At 70.9% G+C, this 15741-nt stretch carries 12 protein-coding genes; 6 read left to right on the forward strand and 6 right to left on the reverse strand.

The window, feature by feature from the left end; translation table 11 throughout:
• The first annotated feature begins 211 nt into the window (after positions 1 to 211).
• The gene (locus ACFZAM_RS12420; RefSeq protein WP_355341268.1) at positions 212 to 736 is read left to right on the forward strand and encodes a GNAT family protein; all 525 of its coding nucleotides are present in this window, start codon (positions 212 to 214) and stop codon (positions 734 to 736) included.
• A gap of 25 nt (positions 737 to 761) precedes the next feature.
• On the opposite strand, the gene ACFZAM_RS12425 is transcribed toward ACFZAM_RS12420, so the two are convergent.
• On the reverse strand, positions 762 to 1280 hold the full coding sequence (locus tag ACFZAM_RS12425) for a rhodanese-like domain-containing protein (RefSeq protein WP_391045195.1): 519 nt from the start codon (positions 1278 to 1280) through the stop codon (positions 762 to 764).
• Positions 1281 to 1374: 94 nt separating this feature from the next.
• On the opposite strand from ACFZAM_RS12425, the gene ACFZAM_RS12430 reads away from it, so the two are divergent.
• A complete protein-coding gene (locus ACFZAM_RS12430; RefSeq protein WP_355341274.1) occupies positions 1375 to 1821 on the forward strand; it encodes an Lrp/AsnC family transcriptional regulator in 447 nt (148 codons plus the stop codon).
• Here ACFZAM_RS12430 and ACFZAM_RS12435 read toward each other — a convergent pair.
• Together ACFZAM_RS12435 and ACFZAM_RS12440 are read right to left on the reverse strand one after the other, a co-directional pair.
• Positions 1811 to 5209 carry an AAA family ATPase gene (locus tag ACFZAM_RS12435; protein ID WP_391045197.1) on the reverse strand — a complete coding sequence of 1133 codons (3399 nt, stop codon included), beginning with the start codon at positions 5207 to 5209 and terminating at the stop codon, positions 1811 to 1813. The genes ACFZAM_RS12430 and ACFZAM_RS12435 overlap by 11 nt on opposite strands.
• The gene (locus ACFZAM_RS12440; RefSeq protein ID WP_355341280.1) at positions 5209 to 6408 is read right to left on the reverse strand and encodes an exonuclease SbcCD subunit D; all 1200 of its coding nucleotides are present in this window, start codon (positions 6406 to 6408) and stop codon (positions 5209 to 5211) included. The genes ACFZAM_RS12435 and ACFZAM_RS12440 overlap by 1 nt, the downstream gene beginning before the upstream one ends.
• 403 nt (positions 6409 to 6811) lie before the next feature.
• Here ACFZAM_RS12440 and ACFZAM_RS12445 point away from each other — a divergent pair, with 403 nt between their 5' ends.
• Together ACFZAM_RS12445 and ACFZAM_RS12450 are read left to right on the forward strand one after the other, a co-directional pair.
• The gene (locus ACFZAM_RS12445) at positions 6812 to 7873 is read left to right on the forward strand and encodes a zinc-binding dehydrogenase (RefSeq protein WP_391045201.1); all 1062 of its coding nucleotides are present in this window, start codon (positions 6812 to 6814) and stop codon (positions 7871 to 7873) included.
• A 37-nt stretch (positions 7874 to 7910) separates the two neighbouring features.
• Entirely contained in the window at positions 7911 to 8282 is a 372-nt protein-coding gene (locus ACFZAM_RS12450; protein WP_391045204.1) for a MerR family transcriptional regulator, read from the forward strand.
• A 26-nt stretch (positions 8283 to 8308) separates the two neighbouring features.
• Here ACFZAM_RS12450 and ACFZAM_RS12455 read toward each other — a convergent pair whose 3' ends face one another.
• Positions 8309 to 8941 carry a YigZ family protein gene (locus tag ACFZAM_RS12455; protein ID WP_391045207.1) on the reverse strand — a complete coding sequence of 211 codons (633 nt, stop codon included), beginning with the start codon at positions 8939 to 8941 and terminating at the stop codon, positions 8309 to 8311.
• A gap of 108 nt (positions 8942 to 9049) precedes the next feature.
• Between ACFZAM_RS12455 and ACFZAM_RS12460 the strand changes: the two genes are divergently transcribed.
• A complete protein-coding gene (locus ACFZAM_RS12460) occupies positions 9050 to 9457 on the forward strand; it encodes a CoA-binding protein (protein ID WP_391045209.1) in 408 nt (135 codons plus the stop codon).
• An 815-nt stretch (positions 9458 to 10272) separates the two neighbouring features.
• Here the strand turns inward: ACFZAM_RS12460 and ACFZAM_RS12465 are convergent.
• The gene (locus tag ACFZAM_RS12465; protein WP_391045211.1) at positions 10273 to 10521 is read right to left on the reverse strand and encodes a hypothetical protein; all 249 of its coding nucleotides are present in this window, start codon (positions 10519 to 10521) and stop codon (positions 10273 to 10275) included.
• 119 nt (positions 10522 to 10640) lie between these two features.
• Between ACFZAM_RS12465 and ACFZAM_RS12470 the strand changes: the two genes are divergently transcribed.
• On the forward strand, positions 10641 to 10919 hold the full coding sequence (locus ACFZAM_RS12470) for a GntR family transcriptional regulator (protein WP_391045214.1): 279 nt from the start codon (positions 10641 to 10643) through the stop codon (positions 10917 to 10919).
• 55 nt (positions 10920 to 10974) lie between these two features.
• On the opposite strand, the gene ACFZAM_RS12475 is transcribed toward ACFZAM_RS12470, so the two are convergent.
• Positions 10975 to 15681 carry a transglycosylase SLT domain-containing protein gene (locus ACFZAM_RS12475; RefSeq protein ID WP_391045216.1) on the reverse strand — a complete coding sequence of 1569 codons (4707 nt, stop codon included), beginning with the start codon at positions 15679 to 15681 and terminating at the stop codon, positions 10975 to 10977.
• Positions 15682 to 15741 lie beyond the last annotated feature (60 nt).

Genomic DNA, 15741 nt, shown 5'->3' on the forward strand with positions numbered 1-15741 from the left:
CGGCCCCCACCGGTCCGGTGGTCGCGAAACAGCGTCTGCCCCACTGGGGCGACCCTGTGCCCGCGGCCCCGTGGGGGCCGGTCGCGCGGTTCCCCCCGCCCGCGGAAAAGCCGGGCGCGGCCCTCGGCACGGGGTCGCCGCGCGAGACGGTTACGCTGCTGCCTTCCGGTTCGACGCCGGGACGACAGCTCGCAGAAGGCGGTACGGCTCGATGACGTTGCACGCTTCCCATGACGGTGGACGGCTGGTGCTGACGCAGGGCCGGTTGACCCTGCGTGAGCAGCTTCCGGAGGACGCGGCGCTGTTGGCGGACGGCAAGCCCGCCGGGTTGGTGTGGGTCGACGGCGTGCCGGGGGACGGCACGGTGGGCGCGGCCTCGATGACGGTGGCCGCCGCCGCGGCGGGCGTCTACCGGCCGGGCTGGGGCGTCTTCGCGATACAGCGCAGTGACGACCTGGTGGCGCTGGGCGGCGCCGGGTTCCACGGGCCGCCGGACGGCGGCGCGGTGGAGATCGGGTACGACCTGTCGGAGTCGGGGCGGGGCGCGGGCTGGGCCACGGACGCGGCGCGGGTGCTGTGCCAGTGGGCGCTCGCGCAGCCGGGTGTGCTGGTGGTGCTCGCCACCACGGAACCGGCGAACCGCCCGTCGCAGGCCGTTCTGGAGCGCGTCGGCTTCGTGCGGGTCGCGGACCGCGGCGAGCTGTGGGCGTACGAGCTGACGTCGCTGCCGGACTGAACGGCCGAACAGGCGGACGTCAGGGTCAGCAGCCGCAGTCGTCGGCGCCGACCGGCGCGGTCAGGGGGTCGGCCGCGCGCCGGGCGGGGCCGTCGGCCGTCTCGTACGCGTAGCCCTCGCGGATCCAGTACTCCATGCCGCCGAGCATTTCCTTGACCCGGTAGCCGAGGCCGGCCAGGGCGAGGGCGGCGCGGGTGGCGCCGTTGCAGGCGGGGCCCCAGCAGTGGACGACGACCGGGACGTCGCGGTCGAGGAATTCGGCGGCGAGTTCGGGGACGCGCGCGGTCGGCAGGTGGACGGCGCCGGGGATGTGGCCCTGGTCCCAGGACTCGGTGGAGCGGGAGTCGAGCACGACGAAGCCGGGGTCGCCGCCCGTGGCGCGGGCCGCCTCCAGTGACGCGGCGACATCGGAGACGTCGGTGTGGAAGGCCAGGGAGGCCGCGAAGTACGCGGCGGCGTCGGCGGGGGCTGCCGGTGGCACCCGCAGGACCGGGCCGACGGCGGTGGCAGGGGTGGCGCTGAGCTGGGATGTCCGCTGTGTCATGGCGCAGAATCTACGGTCGCGCCCGGCTTGCCGGAAGTGCGCTTCCCCCGCAAATGCCTTGATCGGCCGGGCTTTCCCCTGCTATCCCTCGTGCATGACCGCTTATTCCCTCGACCCGACCGACTGGCGGCTGCTGGAGGCCCTGCAACGCGACGGCCGGGCCAGTTACGCCGAGCTGGCCCGTACCGTCTCGATGTCGCCGAGCGCCGTCACGGAGCGGGTCCGGCGCCTGGAGGAGGCCGGGGTGATCACCGGATATTCGGCGGTGATCGACCACGACCGGATCGGGCTGCCGATCCTCGCGATGGTCCGGCTGCGCTATCCGACCGGCAATTACCGGCCGTTCCACGACATGCTGGCGACCACCCCCGAAGTGCTCGAGGCGCATCACGTGACGGGGGACGACTGCTTCGTGATGAAGGTCGCGGCGCGGTCCATGCGGCATCTGGAGGAGACCACCGGGCGGATCGCCGGGCTCGGCGCGGTCACGACCAGCATCGTCTACTCCTCACCGCTGGAGCGGCGCCCCCTCACGCTCTGACCGGCCCGCCTCCGGCGGCGGCAGGTGCCCCGGTCCGCATCCGCACGCTCGATCCGTCCCTGCCCTTGACGACCCGCAGTTGGGCCGGGATGCGGTGCCGCAGGTCGGCGACGTGGCTGACGATGCCCACCGCGCGGTCGCGTTCCCGCAGGCCGTCGAGGACGTCGAGCACTTCGTCGAGGGTCTGGTCGTCGAGGCTGCCGAAGCCCTCGTCGATGAAGAGGGTGTCGAGGCGGGCGCCGCCCGCCTCGTCGGTCACGACATCGGCGAGGCCGAGCGCGAGGGCGAGCGACGCGAAGAAGGTCTCGCCGCCGGAGAGCGTCGCGGTGTCGCGTTCGGTGCCGGTCCAGGCGTCGACCACCATCAGGCCGAGCCCCGACTTGGCCCGGCCGCCGCCGCGCGCGTCGGTGTGCACGAGGGTGTAGCGGCCCGAGGACATGCGCTGGAGGCGTACGGCCGCCGCGGCGGCGACCTGTTCCAGCCGCGCCGCCAGCACATACGTCTCCAGCTCCATCCGGTAGCGGTTCTCCGCGGTGGTGGCGGAGGCGAGGTCGGAGAGCCGCGCGATGGCGTCGAACTCCGCGCGGGCCGGGGCGAGTTCCCTGGTACGGGTGGCGGCCTGCGCGGACAGCCGGTCGAGTTCGGCGCGGCGGGTCGCGGCGGCGGACTCGGCGGCCGATGCGGCACGCAGCCGGTCGGTCGCGGCGGCGAGTGCGGCCTGCGCGGCTGCCGGGTCCGCGGGCGGCAGTTGGGCCGCCGCGGCGGGTTCGGGCGCGGCGAGATCCGCTTCGACGGCGGCCTCCTCCTTGGCCCACGCCTCGGCCTCGCGCTCGGCGCGCCACAGCCGTTCCGGGTCGAGCAGCGCGGCCTCGGCGTCGGCGGGGGCCGCGAAACCGGCGCGCGTCGCGGCCTCCGCGAGCGCCGTGTCGGCCTCCGCGAGCCGCTGCCGGCTGTCGCTCCGGTCGCGTACGGCGTGCGCCGCCCGGTCGAGCAGCGCGATCCGCGCCGACAGCCGGGCCCGCCGGTCCGCGACGCTCGCGTACCCGGCCCGCGCCTGGGCCAACTCGGCGCTCAACCGGCGCTGCTGCGCGTCCAGTTCCTCCCGCCGCGAGGTGCGTACGTCGGTCCTGCTCTGTGCTTCGTGCCGCTGCGCCGTGCGGCGGTCGCGCTCCTGTTCCGCGCGCTCCAGCGCCCGGCGCGCCTCGGACACGTCGGCCGCCGCGCCTGCGGCGGTGGAGTGTTCGGCCTCCAGTACGACGCAGGCGGCGGTCAGCCGGGCCAGGGGCTCGTCCCCCGCCGTGGCGGCTGCGGCCTCCCACGCGGCCCCGATCCGGTCGGCTTCGGCACGCGCCGACTCATGCCCGGCCGTGGCGCGTTCGTAGGCCGCGCCCGCCGCGTCCTCGTCGGCGCGGGTGACCTGCTGCGCGGCGGGCCGCGCGGGGGCGGGGTGTTCCGGCGAGCCGCACACCCGGCAGGGCTCGCCGTCCGCCAACTGCTCGGCCAATTCGGCGGCGATGCCGTCGATCCTGGCCTCCCGCAGGTCCTGCCACGTCTCCCTGGCCCGTGCCGCCGTGTCCCGCGCGTCCCGCGCCCGGTCCTGAGCCCGCGTCAACTCCTGCGCCAGCCGGTCGCGTTGGTCCGCCGCGTCCCTGCGGCGGCGCGCGGTCTCCAGCTCAGCCGCCAGGCCCGCAGCCCTGGTCGCGGCCTCGGCCGCGCCGTCCGCCCTGGCCTGCAAGGCGGTGCGCAGCGTCGGCCACTCCTCCAGCCAACCGTCGGCCTCGCGTACGGCTCCCTCGTCCGCGCGCTCCTCCCGGTCGAGCGCCGCGCGCCGCTCGGCGATCTCCCGCACGCGCTGCTCGGCCTCTCCGGCCCGGGCGAGGCCGCCCAGCTCCTCCCGCAGCTCCCCCGCGCGTCCCGCCAGCGCCTCGGCGCGCCAAGGCCCGTGCTCCGCCGGGCTGTTGAGCGACACAGAGGCGGATTCGGGTGCCACCTCGCCCCGGCCGGCCTTCCGTTGCTCGCCGAGCCTGACGTCGTGACGGTCCACGGACCTGACCTCGGTCGGGCCGACGGTCCGCTCTTCGCCGTACCCGATCGACGCCCGATCGGCGGGCCCACCGGCCGACCGCTGCCCGCCGGGCCCGCCGTGCGGCGACTGGCCACCGGGCCCGGTGTCTTGGCCGTCCGAGGACCGGCCGGGCTCGGCCGGGGCGGAAGCCGGTCGGGGGCCCGGCGCGTCGGCCGCCAGTGGACCGGCCGCCTGCCGGGCGGGCGTCTCCACCGGGGATCGGTGGTGCGGTACGGCGGGCGTCGGGGGCTGTTCGCCCGCGGTCGTCAGGTCCGTGAGGACGCGGTGTTCGAGGGCGACGGCTTCGCGGTGTTGGAGGGCGGCCTTGTCGCGCAGGGCGAGGGCGGGTTCGACGGTCGCGGCGCGGTGGGCGCGGGCCAGTCGGTCGCGGGCGGCGGCGCGGTGGGCGCGCTCACCGTCGAGGGCGGCGGCGCGGCGGCGGGCCTCGGCGTGCCGGGACTGGAGGGTGGAGAGGTCGCGGGCGGCGTCGAAGCCGGTGGCGGCGGCGCGGTGGGCGGCCTCGGCGTGCCGCAGGGCCTGCGCGGCGATCGTGGCGGTCTCGCGGGCGTCGCAGCGCAGGACCGCGGCCCACTCCAACAGCCCTTCGGGCGAAGGGCCTTCGTCCGGCGCTCCGTCAGCAACGGCCCCGGCCGCCAGGCCGCCCGCGGCCTGGCGCATCCGCTCGGCGAGGTGGACCAGCCCCTTGTCACCGGCGGCGAGCCGCCCGGCCGCGTCCTGCTTGCGGTCGCGCAGCCAGTGCTCGACGGCCTTGAAGCGGCGCGTGTCGAAGAGCCGTCCGAGCAGTGCGGTCCTTTCGGTGGCGCTCGCGCGCAGGAAGGTGGCGAATTCGCCCTGCGGCAGCAGCACGACCTGGCAGAACTGCTCGCAGCTCATGCCGACGAGCTGCTTGATCTCCTCGCCGATCTCCTGGTGCGACTTGGACAGCGCCTGCCATCCGCCGTCCTTGTGCTCGCGCAGCAGCGTGACGGCCTTGTCCATGGTGGTGCCGGTGCCGCGCTTCTTCGCCCGCGGCTGCTCGGGCCGCCGGGTGATCTCCAACCGCCGTGTCCCCACGGTCAGTTCGAGGACGACCTCGGTGGCGGTGCCCGCCGCCGCGTGGTCGCTGCGCAGCCGCGTCACCGGCCGGGCGCCGGGCACCTGGCCGTAGAGGGCGTAACAGACGCCGTCCAGGACGGAGGTCTTGCCGGAGCCGGTGGGGCCGTGCAGGAGGAAGAGCCCGGCGGCGGAGAGTTCGTCGAAGTCGACGCGCTGGGTGGCCGCGAAGGGGCCGAAGGCGGTGAGTTCGAGGCGGTGCAGTCGCATCAGGCGCGTTCCGTCCGTACGGTGTCCGCCCGTACCGCGTCGAAGGCCGCGCTCAGCGTGGCGCTCTCGTGCGCGGCGGGCGCGGAGCCGCGGACGTGGGCGACGAAGTCCTCGGCGATCTGCTGGTCGCTGCGCCCGCGCAGCCGCCTGGCGTACGAGGCGAGCGGGTCGTCGTCACCGGTCTCGGGCTCGAAGGCGAGGCTGAGGACGTGCGGGAAGCGTTTCGCGAGCGCGGCCATCGGCTCGTGCGGGCGGAAGGGGTCGGTGAGGGTGGCCTCCACCCAGGCGTCCTCGTGCCGGTCGAGCGCCGGGTCGGCGATCAGGTCGTCGAGACGTCCGCGGATCCGGGCGAGCGCGCGCGGCACGGGCGTGTCGACCCGTTCGGCGTCGATGGCGCCTTCGGGGCCGAGGCCGACCAGCCACATGCTCTTGCGGTGGTGCTCCTCGGAGAAGGAGTACGCGAGCGGCGAGCCGGAGTAGCGGATCCTCCCCTGGCCTTCGGCCAGGGGCTCGCCCGTCGCGTCGCGCTCGGTGAGGGTCTGGCAGCCGTGCAGGTGGCCGAGTGCCACGTAGTCGACGCCGTCGAAGACCTCGGCGGGTACGGCCTCGACGCCGCCCGCGGTGATGTCGCGCTCGCTGGCGCAGGGCGCGGCGCCGGTGACGAAGGCGTGCGCGAGCACGACGCTGCGCGTGCCCGCGGGGCGCTCGGCGAGGTCGGCGCGGATCCGGTCCATGGCGGCGCCGAGCACCGCCGTGTGGTCGGCCCGGTCGGCGGCGAACTCCTCGCGGGCCAGGGCCGGTTCGAGGTACGGCAGCCCGTAGACGGCGACGTCGCCGTGTTCGTCGGTGAGCACGACGGGCCGGTGGCAGCTCGCCGGGTCGGTGCGCAGGTGGATGCCGGAGCGGCCCATGACGCGGGCGCCGACGCCGAGCCGCCGGGCCGAGTCGTGGTTGCCGGAGATCATGACGGTGGGCACGTCCAGGTCGGCGAGCCGGTGCAGTACGTCGTCGAAGAGTTCGACGGCGGACAGCGGCGGGACCGCGCGGTCGTAGACGTCCCCGGCGACGAGGACGGCGTCCACGCGTTCGGCGCGGACGGTGTCCACGAGGTGGTCGAGGAAGGCGCGCTGGGCGTCGAGCAGGCTGACGCGGTGGAAGGAGCGTCCCAGGTGCCAGTCCGAGGTGTGCAGAAATCTCACGCGACCGCTCCGACCCGCACGCTCACCCTCGCCGTTCCTCGACTCCCGCGGGCGTCAGACGACTTCGACTGGCTTCCGCGGGCACCTGTGCCGCGCCGCTTCCGGCGCCCGATCCGTACCGCTGCGATCTTCTCATCCGGGCTCGCGGCCCGTGCGCCGTGGCTCACCGGCGGTGGTCATGGAGTGTAGAAGGTCGCCGCCCGGCAGGCGGTGGAGATCGCTGATCAGGTCACCGGAAAGCCAGGAAACTGGCGTAAGACCCTGTAATTCGCCAGCAACTCCCCTAAAAGGGCACACCGCTTGACCCTGACGCGCGGGTCAGGGATTAACGTCACCGCGCCCCGGCCGACGGCACCGCACCACACCGCCGCCCCGAATCCGCGCGTCCTCAGGAGACCCGTCCATGTCCGCAACGCCACCGGTAACCCCTCAGGCAAGCCCCTCTGTCCTGCCCCGCACCAGCCGCGAAGTGCGGATCGTCGCCGACCCCCGAGGACTGCCCTCACCCGGGGACTTCGCCGTCGTGCAGACGCCGCTCCCGGAGCCGGGCCCCGGCCAAGTCCTCGTCCGCAACCGGCACTTCCTCGTCTTCCCCGGCCTGCGCACCCTGCTCGGCGGTGAGAGCGACGGCGTCCCGCTGCCGCCGCTGCGCCACGGCGACACGCTCTTCGGGCCCGCCGTCGGCGAGGTGGTCGCCGCGCCCGACGGCGACGGGCCGCGTACCGGTGACACGGTGCTGCACCTGCTCGGCTGGCGCGAGTACGCGCTGGTGCCCGCCGCCCAGTGCGCCGTGCTGGACGACACGCTGCCCGACCCGGTGGCGTATCTCGCCCAGGGTTCCTCCGCGTACGGCGCGCTCACCCGGCTGGCCCAGGTGCGGGCGGGCGACACCGTCTTCGTCACGGGCGCGGCGGGGGCGGTCGGCACACTGGCCGGGCAGGTCGCCAGGCTGCTGGGCGCGGCCCAGGTGATCGGCAGTACGGGCTCGCCGTGGAAGGCCGACCGGCTGCGCTCCGAACTCGGCTACGACGCGGTCGTGTTGCGCGGCTCCGGGCCGTTCGCGCGTCAGCTCGCCGAGGCTGCGCCCGGCGGTGTGGACGTGGTGCTGGACACCGTCGGCGGCGAGCAGTTGGCCGCGGCTCTCGGCGCGGCCAACCAGGGCGCGCGCTTCGCGCTGATCGGCGCGCTGTCCGGGCAGCTCTCCGCGGACCGGGCGGGCGGCAGCGCTCCCGTCGAGATCGACTCGTACCGGCTCGTCGTCAAGGGCCTGTCCCTGCGCGGCTACAGCGGTACCGACCACCCGGAGGTCGAGGCGGAGTGGACCGCGCGCTTCGGCGGCTGGCTGCGCTCGGGCGAGATCCGCTTCCCGTACACGACGGTCACCGGCATCGATCGCGCGCCCGAGGCGCTGCCGGATCTGATCGGCGGGCGGCACTTCGGGGCTGCGATAGTGGAGCTGGAGTAGGAATGGGCTAGCGGTACGAGGACCGTCGGGGGGACGGATGCGGATCGGCGAAGCGGCGGCAGCCGCCGGAACCACCCCGCGCGCACTGCGCTTCTACGAGCAGCGCGGCCTGCTGCCGCCACCGGCCCGCACCGGCTCCGGCCAGCGCGACTACGGTCCCGCCGAGGTCGCCCGGCTGCGCGTGATCCGTGAGCTGCTCACCCTCGGCCTGACCGTCGAGGATCTGCGCAGCCGCGCCCACCGCCTCCACCTCCTGGCGGCCGACCCGCCCGCCCCCTGCGACGGGTCCGCCGACCGGCCCGGCTCCTTCGCCGACGTCGTCGACCGCCGGCTCGCCCTCCTGGACGCCGAGATCGACCGCCTCACCCGCCTGCGCACCGACCTCGCGGAGCGCGCCCGAGGGCGCTAGGGCGTGTCCGTAAAGTCGCACATGTCCTAGGGTGTCACGGTCACATACGCGCTTCCGCCCACCGTCACCTCGGCGGCGCCCGATGTGGCGTCCGCCAGCCAGGAACGGAAGCCGGGGAGATCCGCCTGCGGTACGCCCAGGTCGATGGTCACGGCGGCGGCGTACGCGACACCGCGGATGGCGTGTCCGGCGGCGCGCAGCTCGTTCTCCAGCCGCCCGGCGCGCTGGTGGTCCACGGTGACCGTGACCAGGACGAGCCGCCGCCGCTCGACCGTGCCGATCTCGTCCAGCGCGGCGGTGACGGCGCCCCCGTACGCGCGGGCCAGTCCGCCCGCCCCGAGCTGGACACCGCCGTAGTACCGCGTCACGACGGCCGCCGTGTCCCGGACCTCGCGGCCCAGCAGCGCCTGGAGCATCGGTGTGCCCGCCGTCCCGCCCGGCTCCCCGTCGTCACTGGCCCGGTGCAGCCGCCCCTCGGGGCCGATGACGTACGCGAAGCAGTTGTGGCTGGCCCCGGCGTGCTCCTTGCGGACGCGGGCGATGAAGTCCTGCGCCGCCTCCTCGCTCGCCACGGGCGCGAGCGCGCACAGGAACCGCGAGCGCTTGATCTCGCTCTCGCAGACCCCCGCCCGCGCCACCGTCAGATACCGGTCCACCATCCGGTCAGCCTACGGGCCGCGACCGGGAATGGCGGGCGCGGGAGGCGTGTTTGACCAGGCACGACGGCAGTACGTGGACGATGTGACGGCGAGCGGCTGGAGGACGGCGTGTACGGCGACGCGGAGACGGTGCGGAAGATCCTGACCGGTACCGGGGACACCTGGGCGGTGGTGGGGCTGTCGAACAACACCTCACGGGCCGCCTACGGAGTCGCGGGCGTGCTCCAGCGGTTCGGCAAGCGGGTCGTGCCGGTGCACCCGAAGGCCGAGACCGTGCACGGCGAGCAGGGGTACGCCTCGCTGGCCGACATCCCGTTCCCGGTCGACGTGGTCGACGTGTTCGTGAACTCCTCGCTCGCGGGTGGGGTCGCGGACGACGCGGTGGCCGTGGGCGCGAAGGCGGTGTGGTTCCAGCTCGACGTGATCGACGAGGCGGCGTACGAGCGCACCCGGGCGGCCGGCCTGGAGATGGTGATGGACCGCTGCCCCGCGATCGAGATTAATTCCCTATGTTAGCAATACAGACACGCCGAAGCCCCACCATCAGCGCGACAGCGGGGCGACCTCGGTGTTTCTACGGATCACGGTCGTGCTGGAGGGTCACAGTTCCCGGCGCGCCAATGGACGACGTACGACTTGTCGAAAATATGAGTCTCGGAGAACTTCGCAGCGTGCTCCGCCTCCCATCTGTTCAGGGCATCTGGGTTGAGGCTCCGAAAGAGCACACCGAAGCTTCGACCCGGCTCGCTCGCCTCACACGTCAGACAGGTGATCTCGAAATGCGTTTGCCTACCCAACGGCCCCTCCATAGGGACACAGGGGCCGTCGTAGGGCTTCTCAAGCATGTCGCCTCCCTCCCACCGATCAAACAGTGGGACTGAGGTGCAGAAGCGTTCCGCCAACGGGACCACCACACGATGGGGTTAACGCACAACAAAACCCCCGTCAGCACTCAGACGGGGGCTCGTGTCCGGCCGACGCGGTGCGGGCGGGCGTGACGTCAGCCGGACGTCGGGCCCTCCTCCACCAGTCCGTAGCCCGTCACTGGCGGAGGAGGAAAGAGACCCGCCCCGGGAGCGGCTCCATGGCGCCTGAGCACATTGGCGACGTGCTCCCCGGGGCGGGCGTTTATGAGGTGCGGCGTGCGGCGCGGTGAGCCGGCCGACGAAGGGCGCTAACTAGCCGTGCGCCCGTCTCGCACAGCGCGCCCCGCTGACATGTCGTACAGCGCCCCAGATGCGTCCTTACTGCCACGAGCGACAGGGAGTCGCCTATCTTCGGTGGGTCGTACACGGCGTCGGGTACGCCCTGCACGCGGACCAGTCCGTCGCTCACGGCGTCTCCTCCCACACGGCTGCCGCTTCCTCCGGCGTCGCCGGCCTGACGTTGCTGAGCGACGCCGTCCAGGGGTAGTAGCCGGGGACCGGAGGATTGGGGCGCAGGTGTACCCACGCCCCCAGCACCTCCGCGACGTCGCCGGTCCGCTTCAGGTTCTCGTCGTAGGCCAGTACGCCCGGCCTGAGTGCGGCCGTCTCCGTCAGCCCCATTGCTGTCCCCTCGTGCGCGTCGTCGGCTGTCACCACTGCCGGTCATTCGGCAGCGGAAACCCCTGCTGCCTTCAATGTAGCGCCTTGTATCGCTACGTGCAGATACGTATCTCTAAGATGCGGGCCTGACAGCGACGCCTAGCGTCGTAGACATGGACGCCGACCCGGACGCAGAGATCGACCACGGAGCGCCGCTGACGCCCTACCGGCAGCTTGCGGAGATCATCCGTGCACGCGTCACCCGTGGCGACTGGGCGGCAGGGCGGATGATTTCTAGTGAGACTCAGCTCGTGCAGGAATACGGTCTCGCGCGGACCACGGTACGCCGTGCCATCGCTGTGCTGGTTGAGGACGGGATCCTCTTCGTGGTACCGCAGCGAGGCACCTTCGTTGCTGAGTCCGCCCCGCCGACTGACGTCGACGACGCCTGAACGCAAAGAAGCCCCGCCGCATCCATGAGGGACACGGCGGGGCAGGATCAGGACGTCAGATCCTCCTCCCCGTGGTGATCCCTGCCGCCACTGCGGCGTCGTACATCTCGATGCGGTAGTCGACGTGTTCCGTAAGCCGGTCGTTTCCGAGGTAAACCGTCAGTTGCGGCGCCTCAACCGTGATCGGTGCGTTACGGGCGCTGGCAGCAGCCTTCATCGTCTCCCACTGGCCCGCCGTCAGAACTGGCTCCGGCTTGCCCGTGTGATTGAAAACCCCGCCGAAATCGCCCGGAGGCAGATACCCGCCCTCGTCGTAGCCTCCGGCCCGGTTGTAGGCCGACGCCAGGGAGCCGTAGCGAGACAGGGCGTACTTCATCGACGCATAAAGGTTGGCGATTGGGTCGACGCTGACGCCGTACTCGAAAGGTCCGCGGGTCCTGAAAGGCCCGGCGTACTGCCGGAAAGTGCCTTCAATCACCTGCATAAGGCCGACGCTCGGGTGACCAGCAATCCAGTTGGAGTCAGTCCGGTTGACGATCGTCGGGTTGCCGCCGGACTCCTGGTTCATTCGTCGGAGCACAGTGCTCAGCAGTTCCGGCGACTGGCCAGTCAGTTGCAGCGCCGTCAGAACCTCGGGCTTCCAGTGGGCCACACCGGGTGAAATTGCATGCCCTCCACCTCCGCCTGGCAGAATGCCCTTCAGCAGATCGACCGCCTTAGACTCCAGACCCTTGACGACGGCCACAGGGAATTTGCCGACCATCGACGCCCACGGCGTATCGCCCAGACCGCGCACTTGATTGGTAATGGTTTTGATCAGCTTCTCGAAGATCTTTGCCGGGTCGGCGAGGTAATCGCCGACTGTCGACGCGATGTCGAGCGCCTTCCCTCCGGCTCCGGAAATGGTGTCGATGATGCCACCGCCGAAGAAACCGGGGGTTCGTCCTCCTCCGCCAAGAGCGGCGCGCACGCCACTAACTCCCTTTGTCGCAGCGAGACGGTTGAAGTAGTCGATGAATCCTGAGCCCACAGCCCGCGTGAATTCCGGTCGCATGATGGCCTCACCACCAGACAACGCGATTCGTCCTCCCGTTGGGGAGAAGAATTCGTGCGGATCACGACCCGGTGTATATCCGGGAAGGACACCGCCCGTTGCCCAGTTCTTGAGGTCGATCTTATCGAGCTTACCGACGCCGGTAATCTTCGCAACGTCGTTCCAAACGGGTCGGATGGCGTTGTTGTAGACGTTGTCGACGACGAACTTGACGGGCGTCTTGGCGTTGTCCTCGATGCCCCGCCAAACGGCGGCGATGCTTTTCCCCGCGACGTCAAACGCGTCCGCCACCTTGCTGATGCCGGACTTGATCAGGTCAAACACCGGTCGGAGGCTCTTGTCGTAGAGGATGTGCGCACCCTCGCCGATCAGGGCAAACGTCGGCCGCAGCACGTTCCGCCACGCCCATGAGGCGGCGTCGCCGAGTGCCCGGACCGTAATCACCATGAGGTCGAATTGCGGCTTTATGAAACCCCGGTACAGGACGACAGCTCCGTCACCGATGAACCTGAATATCGGTGACAGTACCGTCTTCCACAGCCAGGTGGCACCTGTTGCAATCCCCCGGAAAGCGGGGCCGACCGCATAGGTCCACAGCCATGAGAAAACTGCCCCGAGGATTCTGACGCCTATGTACAGCGGGCCGAAAACCACGACGGCAAGAATCGTCGCCATGATCTTCCCCGCCTCCCAGATGAACTGGAAAGCGGGACCTATGGCAGTCTGCCAAAGCCAGACTGCGGCTTTTCCAGTCCACTGGATCGCGGTGACGATTCCGCTGAACGTGGGCTTGAGCACGCTGTTCCACAAAAAGAGCGACGCCACCTTGATGGCGGTCCAGGACGCATCGACTGCTGTCTGAAACCATCCGACGTTCTTGTACGCCCAGATGATTCCGTACGTCAGCGCGCCGACCGCCACGACAATAATCAGAATCAGCTCGGGAATTCCCGTCGCCTCGATTGCCGCCGCCCATGACCACGTTTCCAGTGTCGCCAGGGCAACAATCGTGTTGTAGATTCCGATCGGCACGGCCAGAGCCTTCGTCCCAAGGGCGATCAGCTTTTCCACCAGGTACAGCGCATACATCGCGCGGACGAGGTCCGGAATGTTAGTGGCGAGCCAGCCGATTCCGTCGAGAAGCGGGCCGAGAATGGAAAACATCGTGGTCGACGCCGGGGCGAGCGCCTTCGAGACATCCGTCAGTGCGGACAGAATGTGCCCGATGAACTCTGCCAGCAGCGGGCCGTTCGTCTTGACGTATTCCAGGAAGCTCTCAAAGGCCGGCGAGCCCTTCAGGCCCTTGCCGAAATTAGCGAAACGGCCCGTTATCCGGTCCATGTGCTTGGCGATACCGGCCATGTGCGGGAGGAAGGCGTCTACGATTCCGGCCATCCCCGCAAGGGTGTGGCCGAACGCAACGCCAAGTCCGACAATCGCGGGCTGAGCCGACGTCGCAATGTCGCTCTTGAAGCTTTTCCAGAACGGGGTCCGCAGCGCGGCTGACGCCTTGTCGTAGAGCACCCCGATGCCGTCAGCCGCACTGAGCACTAGCGGCGTCAGGCCGGGGAGCGTGGCCTTAGCGCTGTCGACACCACGGGTGAACAGCGGGAGTACCTGCGGCTGAAGCGAATTCGACCACGCCGTGAACGCGACCTTCAGCCCTCTCGGGCCTGCGATGGCGTCGTACAGGTCCCGTCCCGCCGGCGTCAGCTTGGCCAACGCCTTCTGGAGAAGGTCTTCCTTCGTCGTGGCGTCGACAGTGACCTTCGACGCGGACAGCCGGGCAGACGCAATGCCGCGCTCGGCACTGACGATGGAGTCGGCAGCGTTGGCGCGGACGTTTGCGGCGTTGCGGTAGGCGTCGGCCTCACGCTTCTGAGCGTCAGCGACAGCCCGTGCGGACGATGCCTCGACCTTGCCGACGTTCGCCTGAGCGTCAGCCAGCGCCTTAGCCTGGTCCACAGCCTTCGCCTGAGCATCGGTGAGCTTCTGCTGAGCCGTCTTGACTACGTCGGCCCCGTCTACGCCGGCCTTGCGCTGAGCGTCGGCCGACTCCTTCAGGCCCTTCAGCGCCTGAGCCTGCTCCTTCTGAGCCTGGACCGCCTGGTCGTAAGCAAGCTGGTACCCGGCGAGGTCGAGCGGATTCGTCTTCGGGCTGCTCTTGGCAGCCTTCAGGTCTCCGGCAGCCCGCTGCACGCGAAGATCGGCCTCACGGGCCGACAGGTCCCCGTCGGCAAGCTGGTCGCTCAGGCTGGCGAGCTGATCAGCAGCCTTCTTACGGGCCGCGCTGAGATCGTCCTCCGCAGCCTTGCTTGCCCGCTGCGCGTCGGCCAGAGACTTCTCAGCCGCCGTGACCGACGCGAGAGCAGTCTTCCGCTGCTCAGCCGCAGCCTGCGCAGCGTCAGCGACCGCCCGCTCCGACTGCTGTATCTGCTCGTTGGCAGAGTAGATCTGCTGTGCTGCGGAGCGCTGGGCCGAAGCAAGAGCCTGCTGTGCTCCGGCCATCTGGAGGGCGCGCTGAGCGGCGGTGTTGCCCGCGTTGGCCTGCGCGCTCGTCGCCTTCGTCGTTTCGTTCGATGCCTGCGTCTGCGCCTGGAGAGCGGCGGCGACGCCCTTGATTGCCGGGATGGCGACGAGACCGAAAGCTCCGGCGCCCGCACCAGCGGCGGCAAAGGCGGACACCAGCGCACCGACCCCGGCACCCAGGACCGGGATTGCCGGAATGGCAGCCAGCGCAGCAATATTGATCGCCAGGGCAAGGACCGCACCCTGAGCGCCGCTCGTGTCGACCTTGATGTCTGCGCGTTTCACCGAGAGCGCGTCGACCTCAGCACTGATGGCAGCCAGCTCCGCAGCCGCGCGGGCGGCATCAGCGCGAACGTCGACTGTCGCCGTGCGGTTGCGGGACAGCTCATCGAGCCTCACCCGTAGCCGGTCAACCTCTGCCGTCGCCTCAACGCTGGTAAATTCGGCGTCGGTTCGGAGCCGCACGGGAATGACCGCCAGCTCCGCGCGATACCGGTCCAGTGAGGCACTGGCACGGTCGGTGTCGGCGTCGATCTGAATCGCGGGGAGAGCAGCCTGCACGGCCTCCACGCGGGAAATCAGGTTCTGCTCGAAGCCTCCGACGCGTACGCGGACGTCGAGCGGGCTCCGCGTCGCCTCCGCTACTTCCGCCCGGAAGTCCGCAAGGGCCGCGCGGGCTGTCGCGGTGTCCACACGGACACGGACGTTGGGCGACGAAGCGCCGAGCCGCGCCAGGCGCGCGTCAAGGTCGCTGATCTTCCGGTCTGCGTCCTCAGCGGAGATGTCGATGCCGATCCGCTTGGCGCGGAGGTCTTCGAGCTTCGCCCGGAGACGGGCGAGCTGCGCATCCACGCCCGTGTCGGTCAGGCCGACGTCCAGTTTCGGCATGGCCTTGAAAGCCGCCGTCAACTTGGCACGGAGTGAGTCGGCGAAAGCACCGCCCGTGGATTCACCGCCACGGGCGGCACCGGCCTTGGACGCCTTCACGCCCTCTTCGACGGCACGAGGGATCGCGCGGGCGATAGGCAACGTCAGCGCGTCGCCGATCTTCTGTCCGAGGTCCCTTCCCAGCTTCTCCGCAAGGGGAAGAACCATGGCGCGCAATTTCTCGTTGAACAGCGGTGCAATCGGGACGACGTCAACGCCAGCGGTACCTACGATGTCCAGATCTGCCGACATCACGCCTCCCCGAGTGCGGGGACAGGCCGGCGGTCGAGCAGTTCAGCCGTTTCGCAGAGT

This window comes from Streptomyces sp. NPDC008079, assembly GCF_042957385.1.
Classification (GTDB): domain Bacteria; phylum Actinomycetota; class Actinomycetes; order Streptomycetales; family Streptomycetaceae; genus Actinacidiphila.

Coding starts and splice junctions, on each gene's coding strand:
- ACFZAM_RS12445 (WP_391045201.1), top strand. CDS start 6,812: ATGTCCGCAACGCCACCGGTAACCCCTCAGGCAAGCCCCTCTGTCCTG.
- ACFZAM_RS12470 (WP_391045214.1), top strand. CDS start 10,641: ATGGACGCCGACCCGGACGCAGAGATCGACCACGGAGCGCCGCTGACG.
- ACFZAM_RS12435 (WP_391045197.1), bottom strand. CDS start 5,209: ATGCGACTGCACCGCCTCGAACTCACCGCCTTCGGCCCCTTCGCGGCC.
- ACFZAM_RS12450 (WP_391045204.1), top strand. CDS start 7,911: ATGCGGATCGGCGAAGCGGCGGCAGCCGCCGGAACCACCCCGCGCGCA.
- ACFZAM_RS12430 (WP_355341274.1), top strand. CDS start 1,375: ATGACCGCTTATTCCCTCGACCCGACCGACTGGCGGCTGCTGGAGGCC.
- ACFZAM_RS12420 (WP_355341268.1), top strand. CDS start 212: ATGACGTTGCACGCTTCCCATGACGGTGGACGGCTGGTGCTGACGCAG.
- ACFZAM_RS12425 (WP_391045195.1), bottom strand. CDS start 1,280: ATGACACAGCGGACATCCCAGCTCAGCGCCACCCCTGCCACCGCCGTC.
- ACFZAM_RS12475 (WP_391045216.1), bottom strand. CDS start 15,681: ATGTCGGCAGATCTGGACATCGTAGGTACCGCTGGCGTTGACGTCGTC.
- ACFZAM_RS12455 (WP_391045207.1), bottom strand. CDS start 8,941: ATGGTGGACCGGTATCTGACGGTGGCGCGGGCGGGGGTCTGCGAGAGC.